Here is a 25,107-nt window from a genome sequence, read left to right on the forward strand (position 1 = left end):
CACTGTTTCCCGCGAGCTCGCGGTTTTTTTTAAAGATAAGGAAGAGGGTATGCTTACAAAATTTCAGGCGAAATTATTTTTCCTGGTTGGGACCTTTTTATTCTCCGCAGTTTTCCTGCTTCTTACCTATGATTCTTTGAAATACGTTTATTCTTCTCCATCTTCCAAAACTTTAAGTGAGGAAGTGATCCGAGGCAAAGAGCTTTGGGAAAAGAATAATTGTATGGGATGTCATACGATTTTGGGAGAAGGAGCGTATTACGCGCCTGAATTGACCAAGGTTTACGAAAGAAGAGGTCCGGAATGGATCCGTGTTTTCTTAAAGGATCCACAAGCAATGTATCCTGGAGAAAGAAAAATGGTGAAATACGATTTTTCGGAATCTCAGATCTCGGATATCATCGCATTCTTAAAATGGAATGGAGAGTTGGATCTAAAGGGATTTCCTCCTAAACCTGAATTAAAGTCTTCTACCCAGTTGGTAGATTCCGCATCGGCTGCTATTGTTCCGCCCGAAAAGTTTAAACAGATTTGTACTGCTTGCCATTCCGTTGGAGGTGCTGGGGGCAATGTTGGACCTGCATTGGATTCTGTAGGCAAAAAATACGATCTCGCGTATCTACAAAATTGGTTAAGAGACCCGCAAAAGATCAAGCCTGGAACTGCGATGCCTAAACTTCCCTTAAGTGATAGCGAGATCAAGGATCTATCCTCATATCTCTCCCAGTTGAAATAAACAAATAGGATTAGAATATAACGGTTTCTTTATGAAATATAAATCTCAGAAAATTGCATATTGGTTTTTTGCTACATGTATGCTCTTATTGTCCCTGCAAATAGTTTACGGATTCGTGATGGGATTTGCCAGAATGGGATTCGATGTTCTGCATGACTGGGTCCCATTCAATGCTGCAAGGGCAACACATACGAATTTGTTGGTGGTTTGGTTACTTACAGGTTTTATGGGTGCCGCGCATTATATCATTCCCGATGAATCAGACAGAGAGATCTATTCGGTAAAACTTGCTTATATCCAACTCATCTCCCTCATTATAGTGGGAGTGGTCTCTATCATCGGATTTCATCTGAATTTTTGGGAAGGAAGAAAGTTTTTAGAGATTCCTCGTCCTTTGGATTATCTGGTAGTAGTTAACGTTCTATTATTCCTTTTTAATATAGGAATGACTGTTTGGAAGGCGAAAAGATACACCACAACTTCTCTTGTTTTGTATTTTGGTCTTTTCTCCGCTGCTCTTTTGTATCTTCCTGGAATGATCCAATTCAATAGCCAAACAGTGGATTCCTATTTCCGCTGGTGGGTAGTTCATCTTTGGGTAGAAGGAGTTTGGGAATTGATCATGGGGGGTATCCTTTCTTTCCTTCTGATCAAACTTACGGGTGTGGACAGAGAAGTTATAGAAAAATGGCTGTATGTGATTGTGGGCTTAACTTTCCTTTCCGGGATCTTGGGAACAGGACACCATTATTATTATATCGGAGTTCCTGAATATTGGAAATGGGTAGGCGGGTTTTTCTCTATGTTAGAGCCTCTTGCATTCCTTGCAATGGCAATGTTTGCAATTTCAATGTATAGAAAAAGTGGAAGAAACCACCCAAATACGATCGCTCTATTCTGGACAATCGGAAGCGCGGTCATGTCTTTCGTGGGAGCAGGATTTTTAGGATTCGCTCATACACTTCCTCAGGTAAACTTATACACTCACGGAACATTGATCACTGCTATGCACGGACACCTTGCTTTCTGGGGAGCTTATGCAATGATCGTGTTTGCGATCTTAACATACGCGATGCCTTTACTTACCGGCAGAAAACTTTGGAATAATCCGACTGGGCTTTTTGCTTTCTGGGCTTCTAATATCGGAATGTTAGGAATGACCGGAGCATTTGCAGTAGCCGGTATCGCACAAGTTTACTTGGAAAGAAAGTTAGGATTAGACTTTTTGACCGTTCAGAAGGAGATCCAAGTCCACTTCTTAGGTTTGATACTTGCTGCAATTGTGTTCACTTCCGGGATTATTGCGTTCATAATCAACTTCGCACGTTTTGGAGTTCCTACAGATGAGGCCTTAGGAGCGGAGCAGGCTTCGGGAGATATTTCTCTTGCCCGTAGATCCTAAAACAGATCATAAAAATGGAATGTTGACGCAAGGAGAAACTCCTTATTATAGACCGATTGGGCAAGAGATAGAAATATTCGAACACGCTTACAAGAATAAACTTCCTATCTTGCTCAAAGGTCCTACCGGTTGTGGTAAAACTCGATTTGTAGAATTTATGGCGTCTAAATTAGGTCTTCCAATGACAAGTGTATCTTGTCATGAAGAGACTTCTGCGGTCGATCTGCTTGGAAGATTTTTGATCCAAGGTTCTGAAACAGTCTGGCAGGATGGGCCTTTGACCAGAAGTGTTCGATCCGGCGGAATATTATATATAGATGAAATTGCAGAAGCAAGGCCGGATACAATTGTTTCTATTCATCCTTTGACGGATCACAGAAGAGAAATTTTTATAGATAGAAAGAATGAAAATTTAAAGGCCCCAGATTCTTTCATACTTGTTGCTTCTTATAATCCAGGTTACCAAAGAGGTTGGAAGGAATTAAAACCTTCTACAAGACAAAGATTTATATCCATACAATTTGATTATCCGAATAAGGAAACGGAAGCGGAAATATTGAGTCAGGAAACCGGAATTTCTTCTTCTGTTTCTTCTAAACTCGTAAAACTTGCCGAAAAAATCAGAAATCTTACAGAGTTAGGATTATTGGAATCTTGTTCTACGAGACTGCTGGTGGACGCGGCAAAATTAATCTCCTCAGGTTTACCTTCTCGTTTGTCTTGTGAAGTTGCAATAGTACAACCATTAAGTGATGATCCGGATACGATCCGTTCTTTAAAAGATCTGGTCTCTTTGATGATCTGATATGGGTTGGGAAGAATTCATATTCAAAAAGACTTATAATACTGTCAGAGAAATTTTTTCTTCCGAAAAAGATCCTTCCTTAAAAGACAAAATTGTAAAACTTTCGGAACTTAAGCCAAGGCTTTCCGTTCTGGCAAAGTCTTTGACTGGAGAAAATATAGAAATATTAACGGCCGAAAAAGAAGGGGGGTTCCAAGACCAAATCTACTTTTTGCCGGAGTGCTATTCTCACGGACCGGACACATTCTCTAATATTCAATTTTATATATTCAGGATACTTTATATATCCGAACAAAAAAAATTAGGTTTTTATTGGAAGAAAGGGGAAAACAAGACTAGGAGTGAGTCCTTAAAGGCGGCAGAAGAAACATATCCTCAAATAATCGCTAGTTTACGGAAAAATTTTCCGGATGCAAAATCTCTTCTTGGATCTGTGGAGAAAACAGAGAGAGAATTTCAGAGATCTATAATAAAGAATTCTAATGTTCCTGAAAATCTCTCCTTACTTTATGGGATTTGGATGTCTTCTTTTCCATCAAAATTAGAGAACCGGATCTTATCTCAGGATCTGCTTTCTCAAAAAAAAGAAAACGATAAGATCGAGACTGAATTAGAAGGCATCCCGAGAGAAAGAATCGAAACAATCCAAGCGGATCTGAAATCGCAAGAAGATTATACTCTAATGCACCAATTCGAAAAGGTGGAAACCGCAGAAGAATTCCAAGGAAATTGGCGGGACTTTGATGGATCCGATACTTTATCAGAACAAGAAGAAGCAATCCGAGAATTAGATCTTAGGCATACAGTTCGTTCCAACGAGCCTACACATTCCGTTTTTAGAACCGATTTTTTTTCGGGATTATTTGCAGGAGAAGTGGAAAATGATCGTTCTAACGAAAATCCAATCTCTTACGATGAATGGGACTTTAAAAAAAGGAAATATAGAAAGGATCATTGTAAAGTATTTCCTAAAAAATTCCCGGATAATAATCACGGGTTCGCGCAAAAAATTTTCCAAGAAAATTACAGCGTATTAAATTCACTTCGATCCAGAATGAATCGATTCTTTAATCTTAAAACTTCTCTAAAAAGACAAGCTTATGGGGAAGATCTGGATCTGGACGCTGCTCTTCATTATTTTTCTGATCTTCATTGCGGACAAACTCCAGCAGAAAATGTGTATTTGTCGGATAGAAAAAGACTTAGAGAGGTTTCTATACTTCTACTCGCTGATATGAGTTTATCCACCGATTCTTATGTGGATAACCAGAGGATATTGGATGTGGAAAAAGCTTCCCTGGTATTATTCGGACAGATCTGTTCTGAATTTGGGGATCGTTTTAGGATAGATTCGTTTTATTCCAATACCAGAAATCATTGCGATTATTCTAATATAAAAAGTTTTGATGAACCTTGGGAAAGATCCAGAGATAAGATCGGACTAATGGAAGCAAAAGGATATACAAGAATAGGGCCTGCTATCCGACATTCTCTTTCTCTGATCCAGAAAGAAAAAAGCCAGAAACGTTGGATCCTACTTTTGACGGACGGTAAGCCGAATGATTATGATCGTTATGAAGGGAAATACGGAATAGAAGATGTTAAAAAAGCGATCCAAGAATGTGAAAGATCGAATGTCGGAGTTTTTGCACTTGCGATAGACAAAAGTGCAAAACAATATCTTCCTGCAATGCTCGGGAAAGAATCCTATCGGATCTTGCCGAATCCGAAAGAATTACCGGAAGCATTGACTGATTTTTTTATCAAACTGGTCCGTTAAATCTATAAGCGCGTAACATACTATAAAAAATTACTATTTTTAGAATGGAGTAAATTGTGAAAAAAATTCCTTTAGGATTGATCTCTTTAGTATTATGGGCAATCTCTGCTTCTGTTTTTTTGTATTTTTTCATTTCCGGAAACGTATCCGAATCGATAGACGGAAGGGTTGCAATCCATTTGAATCCTCAGGAGAGAAATTTAGTTCTAACAGAGATGAGAGGATTACTTGCATCCGTCAACGGGATTGTTTCCGCATTAGCGGAAGATGATTATAAAAGGGCGGAATTGGCCGCTTCTGCAAGTGGAATGGAGATGGTAAAAAAACTGGAAGATGAGGAAAAAACGATCCTTCTAAAATTACCGATTGAATTCAAACAACTAGGGTTCGGCACTCACGACCAATTCGATAAGATCGCAGACGATCTAAGAAACAAGAAAGAACCTAAAATGATATTGCGTGAGCTAGATAAACTTACTCAGAATTGTGTTAGATGCCACGCTACGTATAAAATCGCTTTTTAGAATAGGAGAAAGACCAACTAAAACCGGAAGATACATTTTCCGATTTTAGATGATCGTTCGCTGAAATCTTAACGAACTGCTTTCATTAGATCTACTAGTTGGTCTAGAGCTGCGTTCCAACCTTCGTGGAAACCCATCTCTTCATGTTTTTTTCTGCTCTCTTCATCTTTATGACGAGCAAGAACATGATACTTGGTTCCATTACCATGTTTTTCTAATGTAAGTATCGCGGTGAAAAATCCACCACTTGGAGTAGGTTTAAAACCAGGTTCGAAAATATCTGTGAATACAAGTTTTTCATTTTCTACAATATCCAAAAAACATCCGCTATTCGGGAACTCTTGTCCTTCTGGAGACAACATCGTTGTGCGGAAGATCCCGCCTGGTTTAAGATCAATCTCGCAATCGATGGTTTTCCAAGGGGCAGGGGTAAACCATTTCAGGATATGTTCCGGAGTGGTCCATGCTTTCCAAACTAGTTCTGTAGGAACATCTACGATCCTCTCAAGAACTAGATCTGTTTTCGGGTCCGGTTGGTAATAGTTAGTTTTTGCCATTTTCTTTCTCCTTCATTTCAAGTAAGTAACTGTCCAGTTGATCGAGCCTTCTGTCCCAGTGGGTGCGTTGTCTAACGAACCAGTCTTCTCCCGCTTTCATCGTGTCTTGGGTAAGTTTATAAGTTCTTACACGACCTACTTTTTCGGAACGAACCAGAGAAGACTCTTCCAACACACCTAGATGCTGCATGAGAGATGGAAGGGCCATTTTGAAAGGCTCCGCCAATTCTCCTACAGTTGCCGGCCCCATGCTCAAGCGCTCCAAAATGGACCTTCTTGTTGGGTCCCCCAGAGCATGAAACATATTATCCAGACTGTTACTATACTTAGGCACTTACCTAACTATATCATGAGAATAAACTTAGGTAAATACCTAAGTTTTAAAAAAGTGAGAATTTTGGGAAAAAAGTTTGGGGCATGTCGAAGTTACTACATTGAGAATCTTCGCGCCTTAGCGGCTTTGCGTGAGGTTTATGCAGCTTGCGCCAGGAATCGTAGCGGAAATCCGGCGGTGCGCCGTTTATGGCGAACCGATGATTGGAGCAGAGAGTCCGGTGCCGCGAAGCGGCAGGCGCCCCGGCTCTCAAAAGTTTAAATTTATGATTTAAAAGGAAAGTCTCCCAGATAATCCTTCTTACCCAGTTCGACTCCGTTATGTCTGAGGATATCGTAAGCAGTTACGATATGAAAGAAGAAGTTCGGGATCATATGATGGAGGGCGTATTCCTTTCCGGTCAGCGATTTACCTTCCCAACGAGGCAGAGAAATTTTAATATCGGAAGCTTCTTTGTAATCTTCCGGTTTTAGACCTTTCAGAATCCCAACGACTGAATCAATTCTTCCTATTATTTCAGAAAGAGTTTTTTCCTGATCATCATGTGTTTGGAATTGTTTTCCAGTTAAGCGGGCAGCTCCTAATTTTGCCGTATCACAAGCCAGCTGGATCTGTCGGATAAAATTATATTGGTCCGGAGCGAGTCTCGAATTTAATAAAACATCCATATCGACCTTTTTGGATTCGGCGAAACTTTTGCCCTTATCTATAAATCGTTTTAGATGTTCTAGGTTTTTGATTACTTGTATTACTGTGATTTCGTAAATCGAAATGTCTGACATACTTCCATAGAAAGGTCTGAATAGGATCTATCAAGTCTTAAATCCATGTGGATTGTTTCAAATTTTATTGGCCTTTGGTATAAGAGTTTAGAAACAATTTGTATCTGATTCTATTGCACCGATCGAGATGGAACCGGCACCCGGCGGAGTAAATGGACTAGATGAATTTGTTCTTGGAGTTCCATAAAAATCAGTTTGTAAAAATGGGATCGCAGTGATTGGAAGTGTGATCGTGTTTAGATCCACTCCACCATAAAGGGAAGAGCAAGGAGAGTTTGCAGATGATGGGATCCCGAAAGGAAGATTAAAATTCCAGATCTTTTCTATCTCGGTAGTATCTACAAACTTGGGATCTGCACCGTAACTATTGGAATAATCCCCTACGAATTGTCCGGAAATCGGATGAGCACAATCTTCTTGGTTTAATGTGCTTCCACAAAAGATATATTGATCAGGGCCGATGACTACAGGCACACTTACGAAATAATTATTTCCTCGTATTACAGAAGGTGACTCAGGAGGACTTCCGAAAATAATCCCGGCACTATTTGCGGATATATTTCTGGAGAAAATTTGGTTATTTAGAATTTTATGAATCCCGAATCCTGCCTGAGTAAATATTCCCGTAGATTTTCCTAGAGAGGAATTTTGAGAATTTCCTATATAAATATCATTATTTATAATATTACTAGAATCTACTGCATCCGTAAAAATGATCCCATAGGAATTTTCTGAAACCAAACTTGGATTCAAATATTGATACGCATTGATCTTATTTTCAGAAATGATCGTTCCTTCAAAATTCCCTGTTTCTATCCAAACCCCCGCACTGAATCCAGCAGGTTCTATACTAACCAGTCCATCTAAAATATTTCTGGAAAGTATGATAGGCTGAGCAATTGAACCGGCTCCTTCTAACATTGCTCCTATGGAATGAGATCTTCCTGAGCCTCCTCTCAACCAATTTTCCATCACTATCACGTGATCAGATTGATTGATAAGTAAACCTGCACGTATCCCAAATCCGGTGGAATTTGTTTCATTTCCAAAAACCATATTTTTAGAAATAATGATCTGTCCTAAATTGGTCCTTGAATTTAAAACTTGGATCCCGGTAGAATAATCACCTGTTAGATTCATCTGTATTTGAAATCCACTCACTGAAAGGTTTGTAGTGGGTGAACTTAAAGAAGTAGTGGAGATCAAAATTGTATTACAGAAATTTGTGAAAGAAGTCCCACAACTGGAAAGTGTATCATCTACAATTCTCGTAGGATGAATACTCGGATCGGAATCCAAATCTGGGAAACCGGAAGCAAAACCGCCGAATAGGGAAGTAGTCCCGCCTAAGAAAATTTGGGATATAGGAGTATAACTTCCTTCTGATACAAAAACCGAACAGATGGATCCGCTTGAGTCGCATTCTTGGACTCCTTTTTCTATACTTTTACAAAAAGCGCTCGGTCCAAAACCGGTTCCACATCCAGGATCATCTATTCCATTACTTTCATCCACTAAACGAATATTCGAGGATGTTATAAAATCATAATGGATAGGGTTTCCGTTCTGGATCGGCAAACTTTTGGCAGTACATCCAACCAATTCAAAGAAAGAATTTCCGGGAGGTCCCCATTTGTCGGGAGAATTTGGAGTGATCACAATTGTATGATCATCCGGTGCGGAGGGATAAGTGATACTCGGAGGGTTTCCCAGAGAAGCCACATTATTTTTTCCAGCAATAGTGATCGGATCGAAACTACAACTTCCTGGATCCACTCCATGAAAGGAAAGTTTAATGGAAACTTTTCCATTCGGAGTGAGCACCTTTGATTTAGGAAAAATTTCCAAAATGGATATACAATCCAATAGTAAGGTTAATGGAGCTCCAGACATGGCTCCTGTCTCTGAACCGTTGGGAATGAAATTGCAAGTATGACCCGTCGGGATAGAAATAAAACTAACAGAATAATTTGCAGAATCTCCAATCTTATTCGCGAACGTTTTTGTTCCATCTGCAGTAAAAGTAATTTTGTCAGATTGATTCTGTAGAACTAAAGGAGAGGCCCCTGCGATTGAGGAGTCTAAACCGATCACTTTTACGGATAGATCATAGAATATTTTCCCACAACTGATGAATATTATGGTTTTAGGATATATGATTGGTCCATCAGGATTGCTGATCTTACATTGTTGCTGGGAAGAAGCTCCTGATATTCCTATGATAGAAACGGAATATTGGTTTCCAATTTTTCCCGGGGAAGGGAACGTTTGGGTCCCATTAGAAGTGAAATCCAGATTTTCTCCCAAAAGGTTAGAAACAGTAAGAGTTCCTGAACTTAAGCCTGATACTTGTACAAAAACCTTGATCGGAGTATTGAATGCATCCAGATCCGTTTTTAAACTGAAAAGATCTAAAAGTGTGGATGCTTGCGGCGGTTTATAGCAATAAATATTTGATAAAAAGAAAAGAAGAAAAAATAGGACCCTGTAAGAATAATATTTCATTTTTCTTAACAAGGATCCGGTTGAAGTTTACTGGATGGAAGTCTGGGTTGGAAAATCCACAGAATTCCCAGGAGAAGAGATTTTGATCGGGTAGAAGGTATTAGTGCTTCCGTCAAAATTAGGATCGAAAATATAAACTCCGTCTCCTAATGCACCTGCACTGGTATAACATTTGGAAGTTCTGCAAGTAGTTGAACTTCCCATAGTGATGTTTGTTCCAAGTGTGCTTCCTGAATAATTTATAATAGTTCCTAAGGCACCGCTAACGGAATTTAAAGGCCCGTGGTATACATCAAAAAATAAAGAACCACTTTGGGTACATCTTAGATCGTAACCTAATAAAACTCTTGAACCTATATTTCCTGGAGAAGGAACATAGGTTTGGAATCCAGTACCATTCGGATTACAACCATTCGGTACCGTGTCCCTTCTTATCTGTGCGGGAACTCCAGATAAATTTCTCCATTCCATTAAACTGGAATCGATTGTATTGTCTGTGAGGCCCATATTGGATCTATTATAAAAAAGCCATAGATCGGAAGAGGTTCTCACAAATTTTGGATAGGCAGCACCCGCAGAAGTTACTGGAAAGATTGCTCCAGTGGAGCCTGATCCGGAAGCTAAGAACAATTGATTTACCTGGGTGGCGGCACTGTTCGTAAAACTATATACGGCTAGGTAATTATTAGGTGCATCATCCGTATCATTATCATGAAATTCAAATGCGGTTGCATATTTACTCCCGTTCCAAATTACATCCAAATATCCGAAAGTAGATCCTATTGTTCCAAGAACAGATTTGATAGTTGTTGGGGGACCAATTAAGGTACCATCTGACTGGATACGGATATATCTTACTAAATTTGAGAAAGAAGTACTCCCGCCAAATTCTACAAAAACGACGACGAATTCATCTAAGTCTGCATTATAAGCAGAAGCTAATGTACTGATCTTAGCTCCTGGGGCAGTGGAAATTGTCCCTGACACTGTAATATCAGAACCTATAGCAGTTTGTTCAATATCCAGAAATCTAGCTTTGATTGTACTTCCAGTTGGAGTCCAAACTGCGAGGTATTTGCTTCCGGACCAGACTAGATCCAGCATAGGTAATCCTGCACTGGTCCCGAAAAACATAGGAGTTCCTACTACACTGGAAGTTTTTTGATTCACCTGATAAAGATTCATGACCGGAACACTTCCTGAAAACCAGGTCCCAAAAACTGCCAAGTTCCTTTCACAATCGATTTTGGAAGCAGCGACTAAACCTGCCTTTCCTGAATCTCCAGTGAGAGTACAATTTTGTCCTCCTGTATAAGTTCCAAGATCAACGGTAAAATTTGTACCCGCTTCCAGAGCATCCGGAAAGGAGAAGGTTCCGTTATCCGAAATCTGAAGTGTTTGGGTTTCAGAAGTATCCGTATTTGTCAGAGTTAGATTCATCTCTTTTCCTGACTTATTCAAGTATCCGATAACGTTAACTTTGATAAGAGATGGCCCGGAGGTTTTGCTTCCGAAAACTCCGATGTTTCCGTCGAATGCAATAGCACCTATTGCAGAGGAGCTTGCGTCTATACTGACTGCTTTTGCGTTATTACAGCCTGTAAAAACAAGTACGATTATGAGTAAAACGGTTACGAATAGGGCAGCTTTTAGAAGAATATCTTGGACTTCCTCGTCTTTCAGAAATTTTTGCATGTCTTAATTCCCTCGTATAACTCTCGTTTGTTTTAGGGCCGGTTTCTAAAAAAACAGACAAGTCGTTTCGTTTAATTTGAGGGGAAAAGCAGATTTCGAGGCTAACTTGGAATGAACACTACTGATTCCGGAATGGAAGTGTTCTCAAGAAATCGTTCCGATTTTGTTTCTAAAAATATCCGTTCAATTCTATCAAAAATGCATGAGGATTGAAATTGCTTCCTCTATGATTCGGGATCTGGTAGCCGAGTGAGATTGAATATTCTTTATGTTGAACGAAGAATTGGATTTTAGGAAAGAGTGGGAGGTGGTCTTGCGAATAAATAAGGTTCTAATTCAAAAGAACGAAGATCTGCTTCTGAAAATAAAATAGAACAGATTAAAAAAGATCTTTTAAGATCTCCTAAAGAAGAAGGATCAAAATGAAAATTAGAAATTATGAAAATATCCCTCGAATGAGGGAGGGCATTTATTTCTAAAATTCTAATTTGTTTCTCAAATTTTTATAATTGGGTTGTAACAGCGTCTACTATCGAATGTAAATATATTTGCATGCGAAAATTTCTGAAAAAAGGAATTCCTTACGGGATAGCAGTCCTTCTTCTTTTCTTTTTGGAATCCTGCTCATTCAAATCTATGGATCTTGCATTCGAAGCGATGCTTGAGGCACAAATGGCATGCTTAGTTGCAGGAGATACTTGCGTAGATGCGAGCACAACTCCTCCTACCGGCGATGTTACAGCTCCTACAGTGACGATCACAAATCTTCCCGCTTCCGGAAGACCAACTGTGGAGACAGGATTTCTTTTTGGAACTTCTTCCGATGATACCTTGGTTTCAGTAGTGCAGATTAGTATCGATGGGGGAACTTATACTGCTGCAACCGGAACAACCAGTTGGAGTTTTGCATTGCCTACAGGTTCCTCTACATGGAGGCATGGGTCTTTTCATTCTATTAATATCAGGAGTGTGGACTCCAGCACAAATATTTCCACAGTATTAAGTCTGAATATTAGAAAAGGATATAATAGAGATCTAAACGGAGACGGTTACGCGGATGTAGTCGTCATGGCTCCTGGAGATGCTTCGGGAATGGGAGTGGCTTATATTTTTAACGGGGGAGCTTCCGGAATTTCGGCAACAACTTCGAGTGCCGCCGGCCATTCTATCACAGGACAAGGAAGAATGGGATATGCTTCCGCGATGGGGGATGTGAACGGGGATGGTTTCGGAGATCTTGCGATTGGAGCTTCCGATTATTCAGGATTACAAGGGATCACTTATGTATTCCACGGAAGCACTTCAGGTATTACTACGAATACAGCTTCCAGCGCAGATAGGATCTTAACTTATACAGGATCAAACGAATTCGGATATGCGATTGCATTAGGAGATGTTAATGGAGATGGATACGATGATCTAGCCAATGGCGCGTATCATATTCCCCTTGCATTTATTTATTATAGCACAGGCCCCGGAGGTATTTCTTCGACTTCAGGAACTTCTATTTCAGGTCCTGGAGGAAGTAATTTTGCCTGTGGGATAGGTTTAGGCGATATTAACGGGGACGGATTTTCAGATCTGATTGTGGGCGGAAATGCATTCGGCGGTGGTGGTAATACGGGAGGAGTTTGGATCTTCCATAGCAGCGGTTCTGCGGGAGTTACTGTAAATTCTTATACATTAGCTAATACAACTATAACCGGAGAGACTGCAGGTAATTTTGGGATCCGTATTTCTACCGGAGATGTAAACGGAGATGGGTATGCGGATCTGGCTGTAGGAGCTCCTCAATACAATTCATATTATGGAAGAAGTTATGTATTCAATAGTACTGGGACTACAAGTGGGATCACTGTTTCTGCTGCTGCAAGTGCAAATACTATAATCAACGCATTCTCTGTTAGTGCTGTGGGACTCGCTGTTGCGCTAGGAGATGTAAACGGAGATGGATATGATGATTTTGCTACAGGCGCTCCTAGTTATTCCACTTCTCAAGGGAGAGTGTATATAAATTTAAGTGATGGTTCTCAGGTTTCCGCAGGTTCCATAAATCTAATTTCGGGGCAATCTGCTAACCAGGCTTTCGGAAATGCTGTCATGATCTCTGATATAAATGGGGACGGGTTGGGAGACTTAGTGGCAGGAGCATATGTTTATCCGGATGGAATTGCATTGTCCGGAAGAGTTTATATTTTTCACAGCTTCGGATCTGGGTATTCAGCGACAGCTGCAAGTTCTGCAAATACGATTATTTCAGGAGGAACCGGAAGTGAATTTGGAAGTAATCTAGTAGATGCAAATGTTCCGAAGGACTTGTATCCTAAATTTTTAGGAGTTTGGGCCTTCGGAAGTTTAGAAACTTATAGGATCCAAATTTAAGAAAATCGAATATTTAGGTGAGTTTCGGTCTTCTCTTTTCTTTTAAAGCGCTCATCGCTTCTAATAAATTTGCTACTACTTTAGGATCTTCGAAACTACTTTTAGTAAATTCCAATTGGGATTCAAATTTATCATTGATCTCTTTGTTGATCGCAGCCTTGGTCCTTCTGTAAGCACTTGGAGCAATTGCCATTACTTCGTCCAATTTTTTCAAAACAAGTTTCCGTAGATCTTCCTTATTCTCCGCGGTTTCATTGATCAAAGAAATTTCCTTTGCTTCTCCTGCCTTATAAGCTGTTCCTAAAAGACAAACCTCGTTTAAGTATTCTGATTTAACAGTGATCTTCAGTTTATCGATAAAGCTAATTGGAAGAGGAAGTCCAACAAGTACTTCTGTAAATGCAATCCTTGCCTTACCTTCCAACATAAATTTGAAATCACAGGCAAGAGTCATAACTGCGCCACCGCCCATAGCGTAACCGGTCACTTCTGCAAGAAGGGGTTTTCCAAAACTCAAAAGTTTACCGAATAGGATCACAATTTGGCCCATCTCAGCAGTGAGCTTTTCTCTTGGTGTATTTAGGATATTCTCAGCATCGATCCCATTGGAGAAAAATTTAGGATTGTCGGAACTTAAAAGGACGGCACGAATACTATCGTCCTTATCGATCTCAGCCAGAAGATTTTCCAGCTCTATCATATTCTCCCTGGTTAGGGAATTTTGATCGTTAGTTTGTATTTTGATACATTCGGCTCTGCCGTTCTTTAATTGGATTGCTTCCCGTAAATAGTTCATAGTGCATGATTAGGAACTCCAACATAAGTGATCCACTCGAATTTTATTGTTTAAATCACAAACTAATCATGTAAGGGAAGGGTGGGGCGCCTCCCGCCATTGGCGGGACCGGGCTTTCCGCTTCGGTCCATGGACTTTTACTATTATACTATATCAAAAAAAATGAATATATAAAGAAAAGTCCAAGGCCCCCGCTTCAATCCCTGGCGCGCTTTTAATTTAGGATTTTATCTATAACCACCGGATGCACTGATCTTTTCTCCGGTAAGCCAATAGGAATCTTCAGAGGCTAAAAACAGCGCAACCTTAGCGATGTCTTCCGGTTGTCCTAATCTTCCCAGAGGAGTTTTAGAAACGATCATTTTTTCCATATCACTTCCTATCATTCCAAGTCTATGTGCTCCTTCTGTTTCCACACCACCGGGTGCAATCGTATTGACTCTGATCTTTTTGGAACTAAGTTCGAGTGCTAATACTTGGGACACAGTATCCAATGCACCTTTGGTAGAGGCATATACAACCGAATTTGGAACAGGGATATCGCTCACAATCGAACTGATATTGATTACTGATCCACCTTCTGGAGCAAAATAGTTGAGTGATTCCTGAGTGGCTAGAATAGGACCAAGAACATTCGTATTCATCTGCCTATGAAACTCATCTTCTGTCACAGCTTCCAAAGGTGCGAACTCAAATATGCCTGCGTTATTCACTAAAATATTCACGGAACCGAAAGCCTTTTTCGTTTCTGAGAATAAACGTTTAACGTCAGAAGATTTAGACATATCACCTTGGACTGCGATTGCTTTTCCTCCATTTTTTTCGATCTCTGCTACAACCTTATCTGCACCTTCTTTACTGGAAGAATAGTTTACTACTACCGAAGCCCCTGCCGAACCTAATGTTTTAGCGATACTTGCACCAATTCCTTTAGAAGCTCCGGTTACCACTGCAACTTTACCTTTTAACTGACTCATAAGACTACTCCTGATGACGGATCTAAATAATTTTATAGTTAGACAAGTATCGAAGTGTTTGTTGAGAAAATATTTAGATAATTCGATAATTATCAAATTAACGAAACTAGAATGAGCGTCGGTCTGTTCGATCTAGATCTGGGAAAGTTTATCCAGATAGGCCTTAAATACATCCCTTCTAAGAATGATATTTACAAATTTGCCATCTTTAGAGGTTTCTATCAGGCCTGCATTTTCTAATTCTTTAATATGATGGGAAAGGGTAGCAGGGCTTATATCTTGTGATTTATTCAAGGAGCTGCAAGCAGTAGGTTCTTTCGTAGAGCCGATACATTGTAAAAGTTGAAATCTCCTAGGCTCAGCAAGGGCCCTAGAAATTTTAGTAAATTCCTTTTCCGTTAGTTTTACGGGTTTGGGGTTCGGCACTCTCTCCATGTTTGAATGTTTAGACTGCATTGTCTAAACATTCTCTAAAAAATCAGGGTAGGAACTCCTAATCATTCGTATTTTGGCGTTTCTTTATATTTTAATTGATACTGAGACTTAATATCTTAAAATGGATGGATCAACGATTAGCGGGACCAAGCGTAAGTGAGCAGAAAAAGACTCTACCAATTACATTCTACACTAGGAATTTTCAGTTCTGTTTTTCTGATCATAGTAGGATTGTCTGGATCCTTTTTGATTTTTGGAAGGGAAATAGATCAGCTTTTAGATCCCGAAGAATTTGTAATCCAATCAGTCGGAACAAGAAAATCTATAGATTCACTCAGAGAGGAACTAAGGAAAAAATTGCCTCCTCATATTTTAGCCGGTTGGTTGATCCCTGAACATTCTTACCAACCGGATCAGGTTTGGGTCCATTTTTTAGATTCGGAAACGAAAGAAGAATCGGTTATTCTATTGGATCCTTATAATGGATCCCTAAAAGGAAAATTAAAAGAAGATCGTTCCGATTCATTTTATGGTTGGATGCTTTTTCTTCATTATACCTTATTTTTAGGAAATACAGGTTATGTACTCATTGGCCTTTTAGGAATGATCTTTGTTTTCCAAGGGATTAGCGGCATCATTCTATATAGAAATATTTGGGAAAATCTTTTCAGGCTTAGGACCCTGGAATCGATCCGAACATTCTTCTCTGACCTTCATAAATTAGCAGGAGTATTCACTTTAGCGTTTAATCTTGTATTAGGTTTTACCGGTGCTTGGTGGAATATAAGCACTACTATAAATACAATAATAAACGGATTTCCTGCTCAAGAATTAGGAAAATTTTTAGAAGATTCAATTTCAATAGATTCGATGATCCAAGGATCAACATCTCAGATCCAAGATTTCAAATTGGGATTTATTTCCTTTCCTCACCATAAAAATGGAGATCCCGTAGTATTGTATGGAACGGAAAATGAAAACCATCCTTTCAGAAGTAGATTCGGTTCTTATATAGTTTTTGATTCTAAAACTTCTAAATTACAGGATGTTTGGAATTTGAAAGAACAGAATTTTGTGTATTCTATCTTAGATTCCTTTAGGCCTTTACATTTCGGGACTTTCGGTGGGATTTTTACAAAAATACTTTGGGTGATCTTGGGACTCGCTCCGGGAGTTCTATCTATCAGCGGGCTTGCGATATTGATCTCTAAACAAAGTGCAAGATCTTCACGTAAAAAAGAAAAGGCATTTAAATAAATAGTTTGGTTTTTGGGGTCTGCTGTACAAAAGAACACCGGAACTTCAAAGCTCCGGTGTAATATTTAATATGTTATGGAAATATAATTTAATTTTATTCCCAGCACTGTCCTTTTACATAACATTTATATAAGGAGCCGATCCCTGAGGAAGTCGCAGCTTCTTGGCAAGCTCCTTTTGCAGTAGTAGAAGTGAATCCATAGTATTGCATTGCAGGAACCAAGTATTCATGTTCACCAATATAAGAATATGCATAAGGGATCGGATCATTTATCCCATCTACCCCTTCGTAGATGCATGCGCTTACTTTATTAGGCACAACACAAGGGCCGTCGATCTTTTCAATCTTAAGATCCAGGTCTATTCCCGTTTTCATTTCTGCAATAAAATCATCTAGACCTTCTTCCCATTCTGCTTTTTTTTCCAAATAGGCAGTGGAATATTCTCTACAGAAAAAGATCTCCCCGTTTGGTCTTGTGAATTTATGACTATATGCGATTGTTAGCCCTAGGCTTTCACCTTCGCTTCCTGAATTCTTTTTAAGGAGCAGGACCTGTAATATTCCGTTCGTGTCTAGTTTCTCTTCACCTTCTAGATCTTTACAATTTTGTAATGTGCCGATCATAAATGCGATCAGCCAAGCTAGGGTTATCCTTTTCATTTTTTTTCTCCTGATTATTATTCATATTTTATAATTTATAATGAATCCGTAAGTTCTGGGAGCTCCCGGAACTGCTTGAAAGGTTCCGTCTATATAGGAAGTGAAATAGTATTTATCGTATGCGTTATTGCAGTAGATATAGGCGGAGATCGTATCTCCTTCATATCCTGCTTTTAGATTTGTGACCGTGTAAGGACTGCTATAGATCGTATTGTCTGCAGCAAAGAACATCTTTCCTACTGCCTGGAACTCCCATCTGAAAAAAAGACCCCAATTAGAACGGAACTGCAGATAACTTACAATATCGTATTTGGGAATGAAATGGACTCTTTTGCCGTCGAAGTCTTTGTCTAAGACTCTATCATAAAATTTATTGAATATACCTTCCGTATAGCCGGCGGAAAAACCTAATCTAATAGGTTTCCATGGTTTAGCATATGCCTCTATTTCCGCGCCTCGAACTGTAACTCTTTCCGCATTCAAATTCACCGACTGCGCAATTGAAATTGCCCGAACAACTTGAAAGTCTTTCGTTTCGGTATAAAAATAAGTGAGATTCAGTCCGAGGGTTCGTTTTAAATATTCTGATTTGATCCCCGCTTCTATAGTATCATTGATCTCCGGTTTAAAATCTGCTTGAGAAACCTGATTTACAACTGTGCTATAACCAGCGTTCTTATATCCTCTGCTCAATCCTGCAAAGATCATAAAAGAATCGTTTGGTTTAAAATCGAAGATCAGCCTGGAAACATTGTATTGGTAAAGATCATCTCTTGTATAATGAGGAGATAGTATATGCACATCTCCGTACGGATTATTGGGAAGAAAACCTGTGGCGTCTTGGCTATGACCTAGATTTATCTTTTGGGTTTCTATTCTGGATCCTAAGGTGATCGTGAACTTCTCCCAAAAAGTGTAGCTATTGTGAGTGAAAATACTAAAACTTCTTTCTTCTATCCTAGCATGATGGGTTTGTCTTGTGGGAGCATAAAGGCCGGAGAAAGTTCTGTAAGTGTAAGTATTCTTCAGATATTCTCTGGTATTGCTGCTATCGGAGATCCGATGGTATAAAAATGTTCCTATCTTGAATTGAAGGGGATCTTTTTTATCAGTAGATTCTATTTTGGCTTCGTGAGTTTGGGTTGTTGTATGTTCTACGTATTCTCCCTTGCTTTGGTTATTCTTTGTGAAGTCTGAATCCACTGTTAATGGATCGATTGCCATTCTTCTCAAACTAGAAACAACACTTGCAGTCGCTGAAGGAAGTTTATAACTTACATTGCTAGAATAAGTATTTCCGGTTACATTAGATGTTCCTTCATAGTCCCAATAAACTTTTCGAACACCATTACTTCTATTAATGAATATCCGGATGTTCTCATCACAATTTTCAGGACTGACCGCACAGCCTTTATAAACACTCTTTAGTCTTTCCGATTTAGAACCTAGATAATTTACTATATTTAAGGAACCGTCATTAAAACTTTCTGCTCCGGCTTGGATGTCTACTTCCAAGTTTTCGTTTGGGGTCCAGTAAATTCTGATCCTTCCCGCCTTACCATTCCTGCCATCCGGATGGGTTGCGTAAAATTCTATGGGAATATCGGAAAGACGATTATTAGGATAATTAAATCCTGTAATATTGTTTAGGTACCCGTCTCTTTCCGTGGATTTTCCCGATACGCCTACATAAAGTTTGTCTTTAATGATAGGAGTATTATAGAAGAAAGAGAATTCTCTTTTATTATAATTTCCTAAATCAGTTGTGAATCTTCCTTGAGGTAGGTTATTCGGCTTTTTGGTTTTGATCTCTACGACACCTCCTTGGAAATTTTTTCCAAAAACGGTAGCCTGGGAACCTCTATGTACTTCTATACTGTCTAAGCCGAAAAGTTCCGTGTTTAAAGCAACGTTATCTGCTAAAGGAACTCCATCCACGATCATACCGACCGCAGGCTCGCTAAACGCGATACTTCTCATTCCTCTAATATTAAAATAAGTGAAATTCCTAGATCCTGAATCTATGATCGCAAAGTTCGGAACCTGCTTATCTATATCGTTTGTTCTTGCGATCCCGGTGTCTTGGATGTCTTGGTCATTAAATCTAGAAATACTTCCTGGAGTTTTGAAGATCTCTCTATCTCTTTGGTCCCTTTTTCCTTGGACAACTATTCCTCCTTCCGAGGTGACGGGTCTTTTGACCAAAGGTTCTTCTTTAGAATTTTTAGGGTCTGTGACTTTCGGTTCTTGAGCAAATAAGATGGTTCCGGTAAAGAATAAGATCCTTATAAAAAATCTGAAAAGAAAGGGGAGAAGGTTCCGGACCCCTTTCTTTTCCTGATACTTGGACCTTTGTCTATTCATGTGAGCCAATAGACTGAAGTGGGTAAAAGGAGTAAATAATTAAATTGATTCTAGGTCTCAAAATCAATTTGTATTAATATCTAAATTTGTCAATTAAAGAAGAAAATTAATAAAAAGAAGAGAAAACTCTCGAATTATAATAAATTTACTAAGAGGAAAGCGGGGAAGTTGGTCCCAATTTTGTAGAAGATACTACAAAACTAGGACCTCAAACGGTAAAATGGAGCCGTGAAACTAGAGCAGTTTCTTCTTACTGCTGGACGCAGATGAACTTTTTGAAAACAGAACAGCTATCGTTTCCAGAGCTGATCGACCCTGAACCCAATGCATTTCCGATCCCGTACTGTCCTGTAATTAAAGTTGCATCACTACTTGTTAAAAGACTGAAGGATAAGACAGCTACTTTTGGTTCCATCCACTCTATTATCATTCTTACCGGTGAATGTAGAATCGAATTTTTCCATGAAGGGAATTCTGCTAGTGTTTCCGTTCCTGCTTATGGCGGGAAGGTTTCAGATAAGGGAACTATTTTTATATTCGAGTCCTCATTCAGATATTGTAGGTTTAGTCTGGATATCGGAATGATCCGCCAAGATATTACCAGATCATATTCTATATATGTTGGGGATACGACTGGAACGGTCTCCTCCAACGAGTATCTATTACGTTTCCCGAATATAGATTTGGGGCAAATGAGTCATCATTCCAAGCAGATCTTGACCGAGGTATATATTATGCCAGGCGCCTCTTTCTTCTACGATTCAGACGGGATCTACTGATTCGTTTCTATAAAATCACATAATTTGTGTTATTTTGACCCAAATTTGAAATAAATAGTTGATTTCAGTTTCCCAAAAATCGTAGAATATCCCCTCGGTTTGGACCAGGGAAGTTTTATAAAAAGTTAAAGTATGGCAGCTAGGGATAGTACCGAGATAGAGATCGATTTATTATTGGAGGCGATCTACCAGAAATACGGGTACGACTTTAGGCAATATTCGGACGCACATATAAAGCGCAGGATCATGAATCGGATGGTATTGTCTGGATATAATACGGTTTCGGAGATGCAGTTTCAACTTCTACATAACAAAAGTTTTGCGAACGATCTATTACATGATCTGTCTATCACGGTTACGGAGATGTTCCGAGATCCCGGTTTTTATAGGTCCATTCGAGAGAAGATCATTCCTATCTTAAAAACATATCCTTTCATAAAGATCTGGCATGCAGGTTGTTCCACTGGAGAAGAGGCTTACTCCATGGCAATACTCCTGACGGAAGAAGGTCTTATGGAAAGAACCACGATCTATGCAACCGATTTTAATCAGCGGGCTTTGGATGATGCGAAACAAGGCATATTTTCAAATACTTTAATTAAGGAATATACTACAAATTATCAAGCGGCAGGGGGAAGGTCCGCTTTTTCGGATTATTATATCGCCGACGACAATATGGCGATCATGAACCAAAATCTAAAAAAGAATATAGTTTGGGCAAATCATAACCTAGTGACCGATAGCGTGTTTGCAGAGGTTCATATGATATTGTGTAGGAATGTACTTATCTATTTCAAAAGGGAACTTCAGAACAAGGTGCATAAGATGTTTTATGAAAGTTTAATTAACGGAGGGGTTCTTTGTTTGGGATCTAAGGAAGGAATGTATTTTAGCGAGCTAAAAGATGCATATCAAGATTTGGATCCAAGGCAGAAAATATTCAAGAAGAAATATTAAGTATTTATAAATAGATCTAAATGGGATACGGAGCAATTGTGATAGGGGTTTCTTCAGGTGGTTTGAACGCTCTTATGAAGATATTACCTTCTTTGCCTGAAAATTATCCCATTCCCATTGTGATCGTACAGCATGTGAGTCCTCGTTCGGACGGATATTGGATCGAAAGTATGAACAGGACCTGTAGGTTGAATGTAAAGGAAGCAGACGAAAAAGAAAAAATAGAACGAGGGAATATTTATATGGCTTCTGCAAATTACCATCTGTTGGTGGAAAAAGATAAAACATTCTCTTTAAGCACGGAAGCAAAAGTGAATTTTGCAAGGCCGTCCATAGATGTACTTTTTGAATCGGCTGCGGAAGCTTATGGAGAAGAATTGATCGGACTCATTTTGACAGGTTCAAATTCCGACGGAGCCTTAGGACTTAGGAAAATAAAGGAAGAAGGTGGGCTGACAATTGTGCAAGACCCTGAAACTGCGGAATCCCCCTCTATGCCTGCATATGCGATCTCTACTACTTCAGTGGATCATATTTTTTCTTTGGAAGAGATAGCGAACTTTTTACAAACATTAGGTGAGGGTAATTGAAGTGGATTTGAAAAAGATAACGATCCGTACCAAACTGTTTATAGGTTTTTCCGTATTGGTGTTTATACTTGTTGGTACATCCATATTTGTGATCGATAAACTTTCCGAATCGAATAATAGATTACAAAGGATCGTAGATGGTTCAGCCAAAAGAGTGAATTTGTCCAACGAGATCATGATTGCTTTACTGGATTCTACCCGTCACGAGAAGAATGTCATCATCGAAAGGCGTACTGAGCAGATGCTCTATTTTAGGGATCGTTTTCTCAAAGCAGCCGATACTGTGGACGACAAAATATTACAACTGAGCGAACTTTCCGATGCTGAGGGAAAAGTTTTGTTGGAGGAATTCAAAGTTTCATGGAAACAATTGAGGAAATATCAGGACGAGATCGTTTCTCTGGCTTTAAAGAATATTAATGATCAAGCATTTGCGATCTCCGCAGGACCGGCGTTGATCGTTCGTGATACTGCGATGAAACAATTCAGCAGGATCGTGGAGCGGAACGAAAAGCTCATGGAGTCCGAAAAGAAAAAGAATATCTCGGATTTCGAATATACCTTCTTATTTTTAGTGTGTTTGGTGATATCGTCGGTGCTGGTAGTGATCGCCATATCTTTCTGGATCATCAGGAGTATAACCGATAGGATCAATTTTATCGCGAACGAAGCGGAGAAGATTGCGAGTAGGGAATTCTCGGACCAAATATTAGAAGATACTAATGCGGACGAATTAAGGTTGATTTTCGATTCTTTGGTGACTGTTAATGAAAGTTTTAAAGAAATTACGAATAACGCGAATACCGTAGCTTCCGGTGATTATTCTATTGATTTAGAACCTAGGTCCGAAAAGGACATCTTGGGAACTGCATTGAAGAAAATGACCCAGGCACTTCGTTTAACTACGTCCGAAAATGAAAAACATAATTGGCTGACCCAAGGACAGAATCGTTTGAACGAAGGTTTGAGAGGTGACCAAACAGTCGAGAGTTTGGCGCAAAGTGTGGTGAATTTTTTAGGAGAATATTTAAAAGCTCAAATAGGGGCCATTTATCTTTCTGATGAAAAAGACAAATCGCTAAAATTGACCGGTGAATATGCATTTACCGGAGGAAAACTTGCGGACCATTTTTCCTTAAAGGAAGGTTTGGTGGGACAAGCTGCATCTCAACAGAAAGAAATGTTAATAACCGATGTACATGAAGATCATATCAAGATCCAATCCTCTTTTTTAAACACGAAACCTAAAGATCTATTCCTTATTCCTTTCATATTCGAAGGCCAAACCCTTGGTGTGATAGAGATCGGAAAACTTTCTAAATTTACTGAGATCGAGTTGGAATTCCTGCGGACTTGTATGGAGAATGTGGGGATCAGCATTAACTCAGCCATTTCCAGAAAAAAAATCCAAATATTGCTAGAAGAAACCCAGGTACAAAGCGAAGAGTTGCAATCTCAGCAAGAAGAATTGAAACAAATGAACGAGGAGCTGGAAGAGCAGACCCAGATCTTAAAACAACAACAAGAAGAACTTAGGATCACGAACGAAGAATTAGAAGAACAAACCCAAGCCTTGGAAATTAAAAACAAGGAAGTGGAAGCCGCGAGGTCGGATATAGAGCAAAAAAGTAAACAGCTCGAGATCAGTAGCAAATATAAATCGGAATTTTTGGCAAATATGTCCCACGAACTTCGAACTCCTTTGAATAGCCTTTTGATCCTTTCCAAGGATCTTTCAGAAAACAATAAAAAGAACCTGAGTGGTGATCAGGTGGAGAGTGCGAATATTATTTATAAAAGCGGCCAGGATCTATTAGTTTTGATCAATGAAGTATTAGATCTTTCTAAAATTGAATCCGGAAAAATGCAGGTAAATTTAGAAAAGGTATCTGTCCGTAAATTTGTGGAATCCTTGCTGAAAGATTTTAAACACCAGGCGGATAAAAAACAACTTAGTCTGATCGGATTTGTATCGGAGGATTGTCCGGAGTATATTTCTACGGATCCACTTCGTTTGAACCAGATCCTCAAAAACCTTTTATCGAATGCTTTAAAATTTACAGAAAAAGGAAAAATCGCCCTGGAGGTCCGACTGGACGGATATCAGAAAATTATAATATCCGTTTCCGATACAGGGATAGGTATCCCTGAAGAAAAACAAATGTCTATTTTCGAAGCGTTTCAACAAGCGGATGGAAGTACATCTCGTAAATATGGAGGAACGGGTCTCGGACTATCTATTTCCAGAGAACTTGCTAAAATTTTAGGAGGTTATATCGGTTTAGAAAGTAAGATAAATCAGGGATCTACTTTTTCTCTTTCAATTCCTGTGGAGATGAAAAAAGAAAACGTATCTACTAATCCCCAAAGGGAAGATACGCCAACCGAACAAAGGTCTCATTCCGTTCCTAAAGAAACCAGATTTATAGATTCTCCTAGTGCTGAAGACGATAGGGAAAGCATTTTAGAGAATGATAAAGTAGTTTTGATCATAGAAGACGATCTGAAGTTTGCATCCGTTCTGATCAAACAGGCACATGATAAGGATTTTAAATGTTTGTCTGCGTCTACAGGCGAGGATGGGTTGATACTTGCGGAAAAACATCTACCTAACGCGATTATTTTGGACCTGAACCTTCCGGGGATCAATGGTCATACAGTATTGAACGAACTTAAATCCAATCCTAAGGTAAGACATATCCCGGTCCATGTGATCTCTGGAAACGAGTATTCTATCGACCCTATTAAAGAAGGTGCAGTAGAATATTTAGTAAAACCTGTAAACAAAA

Annotated in this window: 21 protein-coding genes; 11 read left to right on the forward strand and 10 right to left on the reverse strand. The window is 39.2% G+C overall.

Features of this window, described 5'->3' with window-relative positions; all coding sequences use genetic code 11:
* Positions 1–49 precede the first annotated feature (49 nt).
* From EHO65_RS18040 to EHO65_RS18060, 5 genes are read left to right on the forward strand one after another with little or no spacing between them, the layout of a single operon-like run.
* Positions 50–736: a c-type cytochrome gene (locus EHO65_RS18040; protein ID WP_135775928.1), complete on the forward strand. Its 687-nt coding sequence runs from the start codon at positions 50–52 to the stop codon at positions 734–736.
* A gap of 31 nt (positions 737–767) precedes the next feature.
* Positions 768–2,138: a cbb3-type cytochrome c oxidase subunit I gene (locus tag EHO65_RS18045; protein WP_135775929.1), complete on the forward strand. Its 1,371-nt coding sequence runs from the start codon at positions 768–770 to the stop codon at positions 2,136–2,138.
* A 19-nt stretch (positions 2,139–2,157) separates the two neighbouring features.
* On the forward strand, positions 2,158–2,943 hold the full coding sequence (locus EHO65_RS18050; protein ID WP_167482059.1) for a CbbQ/NirQ/NorQ/GpvN family protein: 786 nt from the start codon (positions 2,158–2,160) through the stop codon (positions 2,941–2,943).
* Between the two features lies 1 nt (position 2,944).
* Entirely contained in the window at positions 2,945–4,723 is a 1,779-nt protein-coding gene (locus EHO65_RS18055) for a nitric oxide reductase activation protein NorD (protein ID WP_135775931.1), read from the forward strand.
* A gap of 56 nt (positions 4,724–4,779) precedes the next feature.
* On the forward strand, positions 4,780–5,247 hold the full coding sequence (locus EHO65_RS18060; RefSeq protein WP_135775932.1) for a hypothetical protein: 468 nt from the start codon (positions 4,780–4,782) through the stop codon (positions 5,245–5,247).
* A 68-nt stretch (positions 5,248–5,315) separates the two neighbouring features.
* Here the strand turns inward: EHO65_RS18060 and EHO65_RS18065 are convergent, their stop codons facing one another.
* The 5 genes from EHO65_RS18065 to EHO65_RS18085 all read right to left on the reverse strand — a co-directional run bounded on the left by EHO65_RS18065 (position 5,316) and on the right by EHO65_RS18085 (position 11,120).
* Complete coding sequence (locus EHO65_RS18065) at positions 5,316–5,804, reverse strand: SRPBCC family protein (RefSeq protein ID WP_135775933.1); 489 nt, start codon at positions 5,802–5,804, stop codon at positions 5,316–5,318.
* Entirely contained in the window at positions 5,791–6,054 is a 264-nt protein-coding gene (locus EHO65_RS18070; RefSeq protein WP_244243574.1) for an ArsR/SmtB family transcription factor, read from the reverse strand. Before EHO65_RS18070 ends, EHO65_RS18065 begins: the two co-directional genes overlap by 14 nt.
* A 347-nt stretch (positions 6,055–6,401) precedes the next feature.
* Complete coding sequence (locus EHO65_RS18075) at positions 6,402–6,920, reverse strand: DUF1993 domain-containing protein (RefSeq protein WP_135775935.1); 519 nt, start codon at positions 6,918–6,920, stop codon at positions 6,402–6,404.
* A gap of 87 nt (positions 6,921–7,007) precedes the next feature.
* Positions 7,008–9,425: a hypothetical protein gene (locus EHO65_RS18080; RefSeq protein WP_135775936.1), complete on the reverse strand. Its 2,418-nt coding sequence runs from the start codon at positions 9,423–9,425 to the stop codon at positions 7,008–7,010.
* A gap of 27 nt (positions 9,426–9,452) precedes the next feature.
* Positions 9,453–11,120 (reverse strand): hypothetical protein, encoded by a 1,668-nt coding sequence (locus EHO65_RS18085; RefSeq protein WP_135775937.1) that lies wholly within the window; start codon positions 11,118–11,120, stop codon positions 9,453–9,455.
* Between the two features lie 552 nt (positions 11,121–11,672).
* On the opposite strand from EHO65_RS18085, the gene EHO65_RS18090 reads away from it, so the two are divergent.
* On the forward strand, positions 11,673–13,502 hold the full coding sequence (locus EHO65_RS18090; RefSeq protein WP_135775938.1) for an FG-GAP-like repeat-containing protein: 1,830 nt from the start codon (positions 11,673–11,675) through the stop codon (positions 13,500–13,502).
* A 13-nt stretch (positions 13,503–13,515) separates the two neighbouring features.
* Here the strand turns inward: EHO65_RS18090 and EHO65_RS18095 are convergent, their stop codons facing one another.
* The 3 genes from EHO65_RS18095 to EHO65_RS18105 form a co-directional block, all read right to left on the reverse strand.
* Positions 13,516–14,298, reverse strand: coding sequence for an enoyl-CoA hydratase/isomerase family protein (locus EHO65_RS18095; protein WP_135775939.1), 783 nt, complete (start codon positions 14,296–14,298; stop codon positions 13,516–13,518).
* A 227-nt stretch (positions 14,299–14,525) separates the two neighbouring features.
* Complete coding sequence (locus tag EHO65_RS18100; protein ID WP_135775940.1) at positions 14,526–15,275, reverse strand: SDR family NAD(P)-dependent oxidoreductase; 750 nt, start codon at positions 15,273–15,275, stop codon at positions 14,526–14,528.
* A 132-nt stretch (positions 15,276–15,407) separates the two neighbouring features.
* A complete protein-coding gene (locus tag EHO65_RS18105; protein WP_135775961.1) occupies positions 15,408–15,710 on the reverse strand; it encodes an ArsR/SmtB family transcription factor in 303 nt (100 codons plus the stop codon).
* 156 nt (positions 15,711–15,866) lie between these two features.
* Here EHO65_RS18105 and EHO65_RS18110 point away from each other — a divergent pair, with 156 nt between their 5' ends.
* Positions 15,867–16,967, forward strand: coding sequence for a PepSY-associated TM helix domain-containing protein (locus EHO65_RS18110; RefSeq protein ID WP_135775941.1), 1,101 nt, complete (start codon positions 15,867–15,869; stop codon positions 16,965–16,967).
* 94 nt (positions 16,968–17,061) lie between these two features.
* Here the strand turns inward: EHO65_RS18110 and EHO65_RS18115 are convergent, their stop codons facing one another.
* Both EHO65_RS18115 and EHO65_RS18120 read right to left on the reverse strand, forming a co-directional pair.
* Positions 17,062–17,628: an LIC_11695 family lipoprotein gene (locus EHO65_RS18115; protein WP_135775942.1), complete on the reverse strand. Its 567-nt coding sequence runs from the start codon at positions 17,626–17,628 to the stop codon at positions 17,062–17,064.
* A gap of 21 nt (positions 17,629–17,649) precedes the next feature.
* On the reverse strand, positions 17,650–19,992 hold the full coding sequence (locus EHO65_RS18120; RefSeq protein ID WP_135775943.1) for a TonB-dependent receptor: 2,343 nt from the start codon (positions 19,990–19,992) through the stop codon (positions 17,650–17,652).
* 275 nt (positions 19,993–20,267) lie between these two features.
* Between EHO65_RS18120 and EHO65_RS18125 the strand changes: the two genes are divergently transcribed.
* From EHO65_RS18125 to EHO65_RS18140, 4 genes are all read left to right on the forward strand, one after another.
* The gene (locus EHO65_RS18125) at positions 20,268–20,771 is read left to right on the forward strand and encodes a hypothetical protein (RefSeq protein WP_135775944.1); all 504 of its coding nucleotides are present in this window, start codon (positions 20,268–20,270) and stop codon (positions 20,769–20,771) included.
* A 132-nt stretch (positions 20,772–20,903) separates the two neighbouring features.
* Positions 20,904–21,728 (forward strand): CheR family methyltransferase, encoded by an 825-nt coding sequence (locus EHO65_RS18130; RefSeq protein ID WP_135775945.1) that lies wholly within the window; start codon positions 20,904–20,906, stop codon positions 21,726–21,728.
* Between the two features lie 20 nt (positions 21,729–21,748).
* Positions 21,749–22,318, forward strand: a complete 570-nt coding sequence (locus EHO65_RS18135) for a chemotaxis protein CheB (protein WP_135775946.1) — start codon at positions 21,749–21,751, stop codon at positions 22,316–22,318.
* Between the two features lie 7 nt (positions 22,319–22,325).
* Positions 22,326–25,107 (forward strand): ATP-binding protein (locus EHO65_RS18140; protein WP_167482056.1); only part of this gene is annotated, 2,782 nt, incomplete at its 3' end.

Source organism: Leptospira andrefontaineae (assembly GCF_004770105.1).
GTDB lineage: Bacteria > Spirochaetota > Leptospiria > Leptospirales > Leptospiraceae > Leptospira_B > Leptospira_B andrefontaineae.

Excerpts from the sequence above, each read along its gene's own strand:
- EHO65_RS18120 (WP_135775943.1), bottom strand. The coding sequence starts at position 19,992 with ATGAATAGACAAAGGTCCAAGTATCAGGAAAAGAAAGGGGTCCGGAAC.
- EHO65_RS18085 (WP_135775937.1), bottom strand. The coding sequence starts at position 11,120 with ATGCAAAAATTTCTGAAAGACGAGGAAGTCCAAGATATTCTTCTAAAA.
- EHO65_RS18090 (WP_135775938.1), top strand. The coding sequence starts at position 11,673 with ATGCGAAAATTTCTGAAAAAAGGAATTCCTTACGGGATAGCAGTCCTT.
- EHO65_RS18075 (WP_135775935.1), bottom strand. The coding sequence starts at position 6,920 with ATGTCAGACATTTCGATTTACGAAATCACAGTAATACAAGTAATCAAA.
- EHO65_RS18040 (WP_135775928.1), top strand. The coding sequence starts at position 50 with ATGCTTACAAAATTTCAGGCGAAATTATTTTTCCTGGTTGGGACCTTT.
- EHO65_RS18045 (WP_135775929.1), top strand. The coding sequence starts at position 768 with ATGAAATATAAATCTCAGAAAATTGCATATTGGTTTTTTGCTACATGT.
- EHO65_RS18055 (WP_135775931.1), top strand. The coding sequence starts at position 2,945 with ATGGGTTGGGAAGAATTCATATTCAAAAAGACTTATAATACTGTCAGA.
- EHO65_RS18105 (WP_135775961.1), bottom strand. The coding sequence starts at position 15,710 with ATGGAGAGAGTGCCGAACCCCAAACCCGTAAAACTAACGGAAAAGGAA.
- EHO65_RS18130 (WP_135775945.1), top strand. The coding sequence starts at position 20,904 with ATGGCAGCTAGGGATAGTACCGAGATAGAGATCGATTTATTATTGGAG.
- EHO65_RS18115 (WP_135775942.1), bottom strand. The coding sequence starts at position 17,628 with ATGAAAAGGATAACCCTAGCTTGGCTGATCGCATTTATGATCGGCACA.
- EHO65_RS18080 (WP_135775936.1), bottom strand. The coding sequence starts at position 9,425 with ATGAAATATTATTCTTACAGGGTCCTATTTTTTCTTCTTTTCTTTTTA.
- EHO65_RS18065 (WP_135775933.1), bottom strand. The coding sequence starts at position 5,804 with ATGGCAAAAACTAACTATTACCAACCGGACCCGAAAACAGATCTAGTT.
- EHO65_RS18135 (WP_135775946.1), top strand. The coding sequence starts at position 21,749 with ATGGGATACGGAGCAATTGTGATAGGGGTTTCTTCAGGTGGTTTGAAC.
- EHO65_RS18100 (WP_135775940.1), bottom strand. The coding sequence starts at position 15,275 with ATGAGTCAGTTAAAAGGTAAAGTTGCAGTGGTAACCGGAGCTTCTAAA.
- EHO65_RS18050 (WP_167482059.1), top strand. The coding sequence starts at position 2,158 with ATGTTGACGCAAGGAGAAACTCCTTATTATAGACCGATTGGGCAAGAG.
- EHO65_RS18070 (WP_244243574.1), bottom strand. The coding sequence starts at position 6,054 with ATGGGGCCGGCAACTGTAGGAGAATTGGCGGAGCCTTTCAAAATGGCC.
- EHO65_RS18095 (WP_135775939.1), bottom strand. The coding sequence starts at position 14,298 with ATGAACTATTTACGGGAAGCAATCCAATTAAAGAACGGCAGAGCCGAA.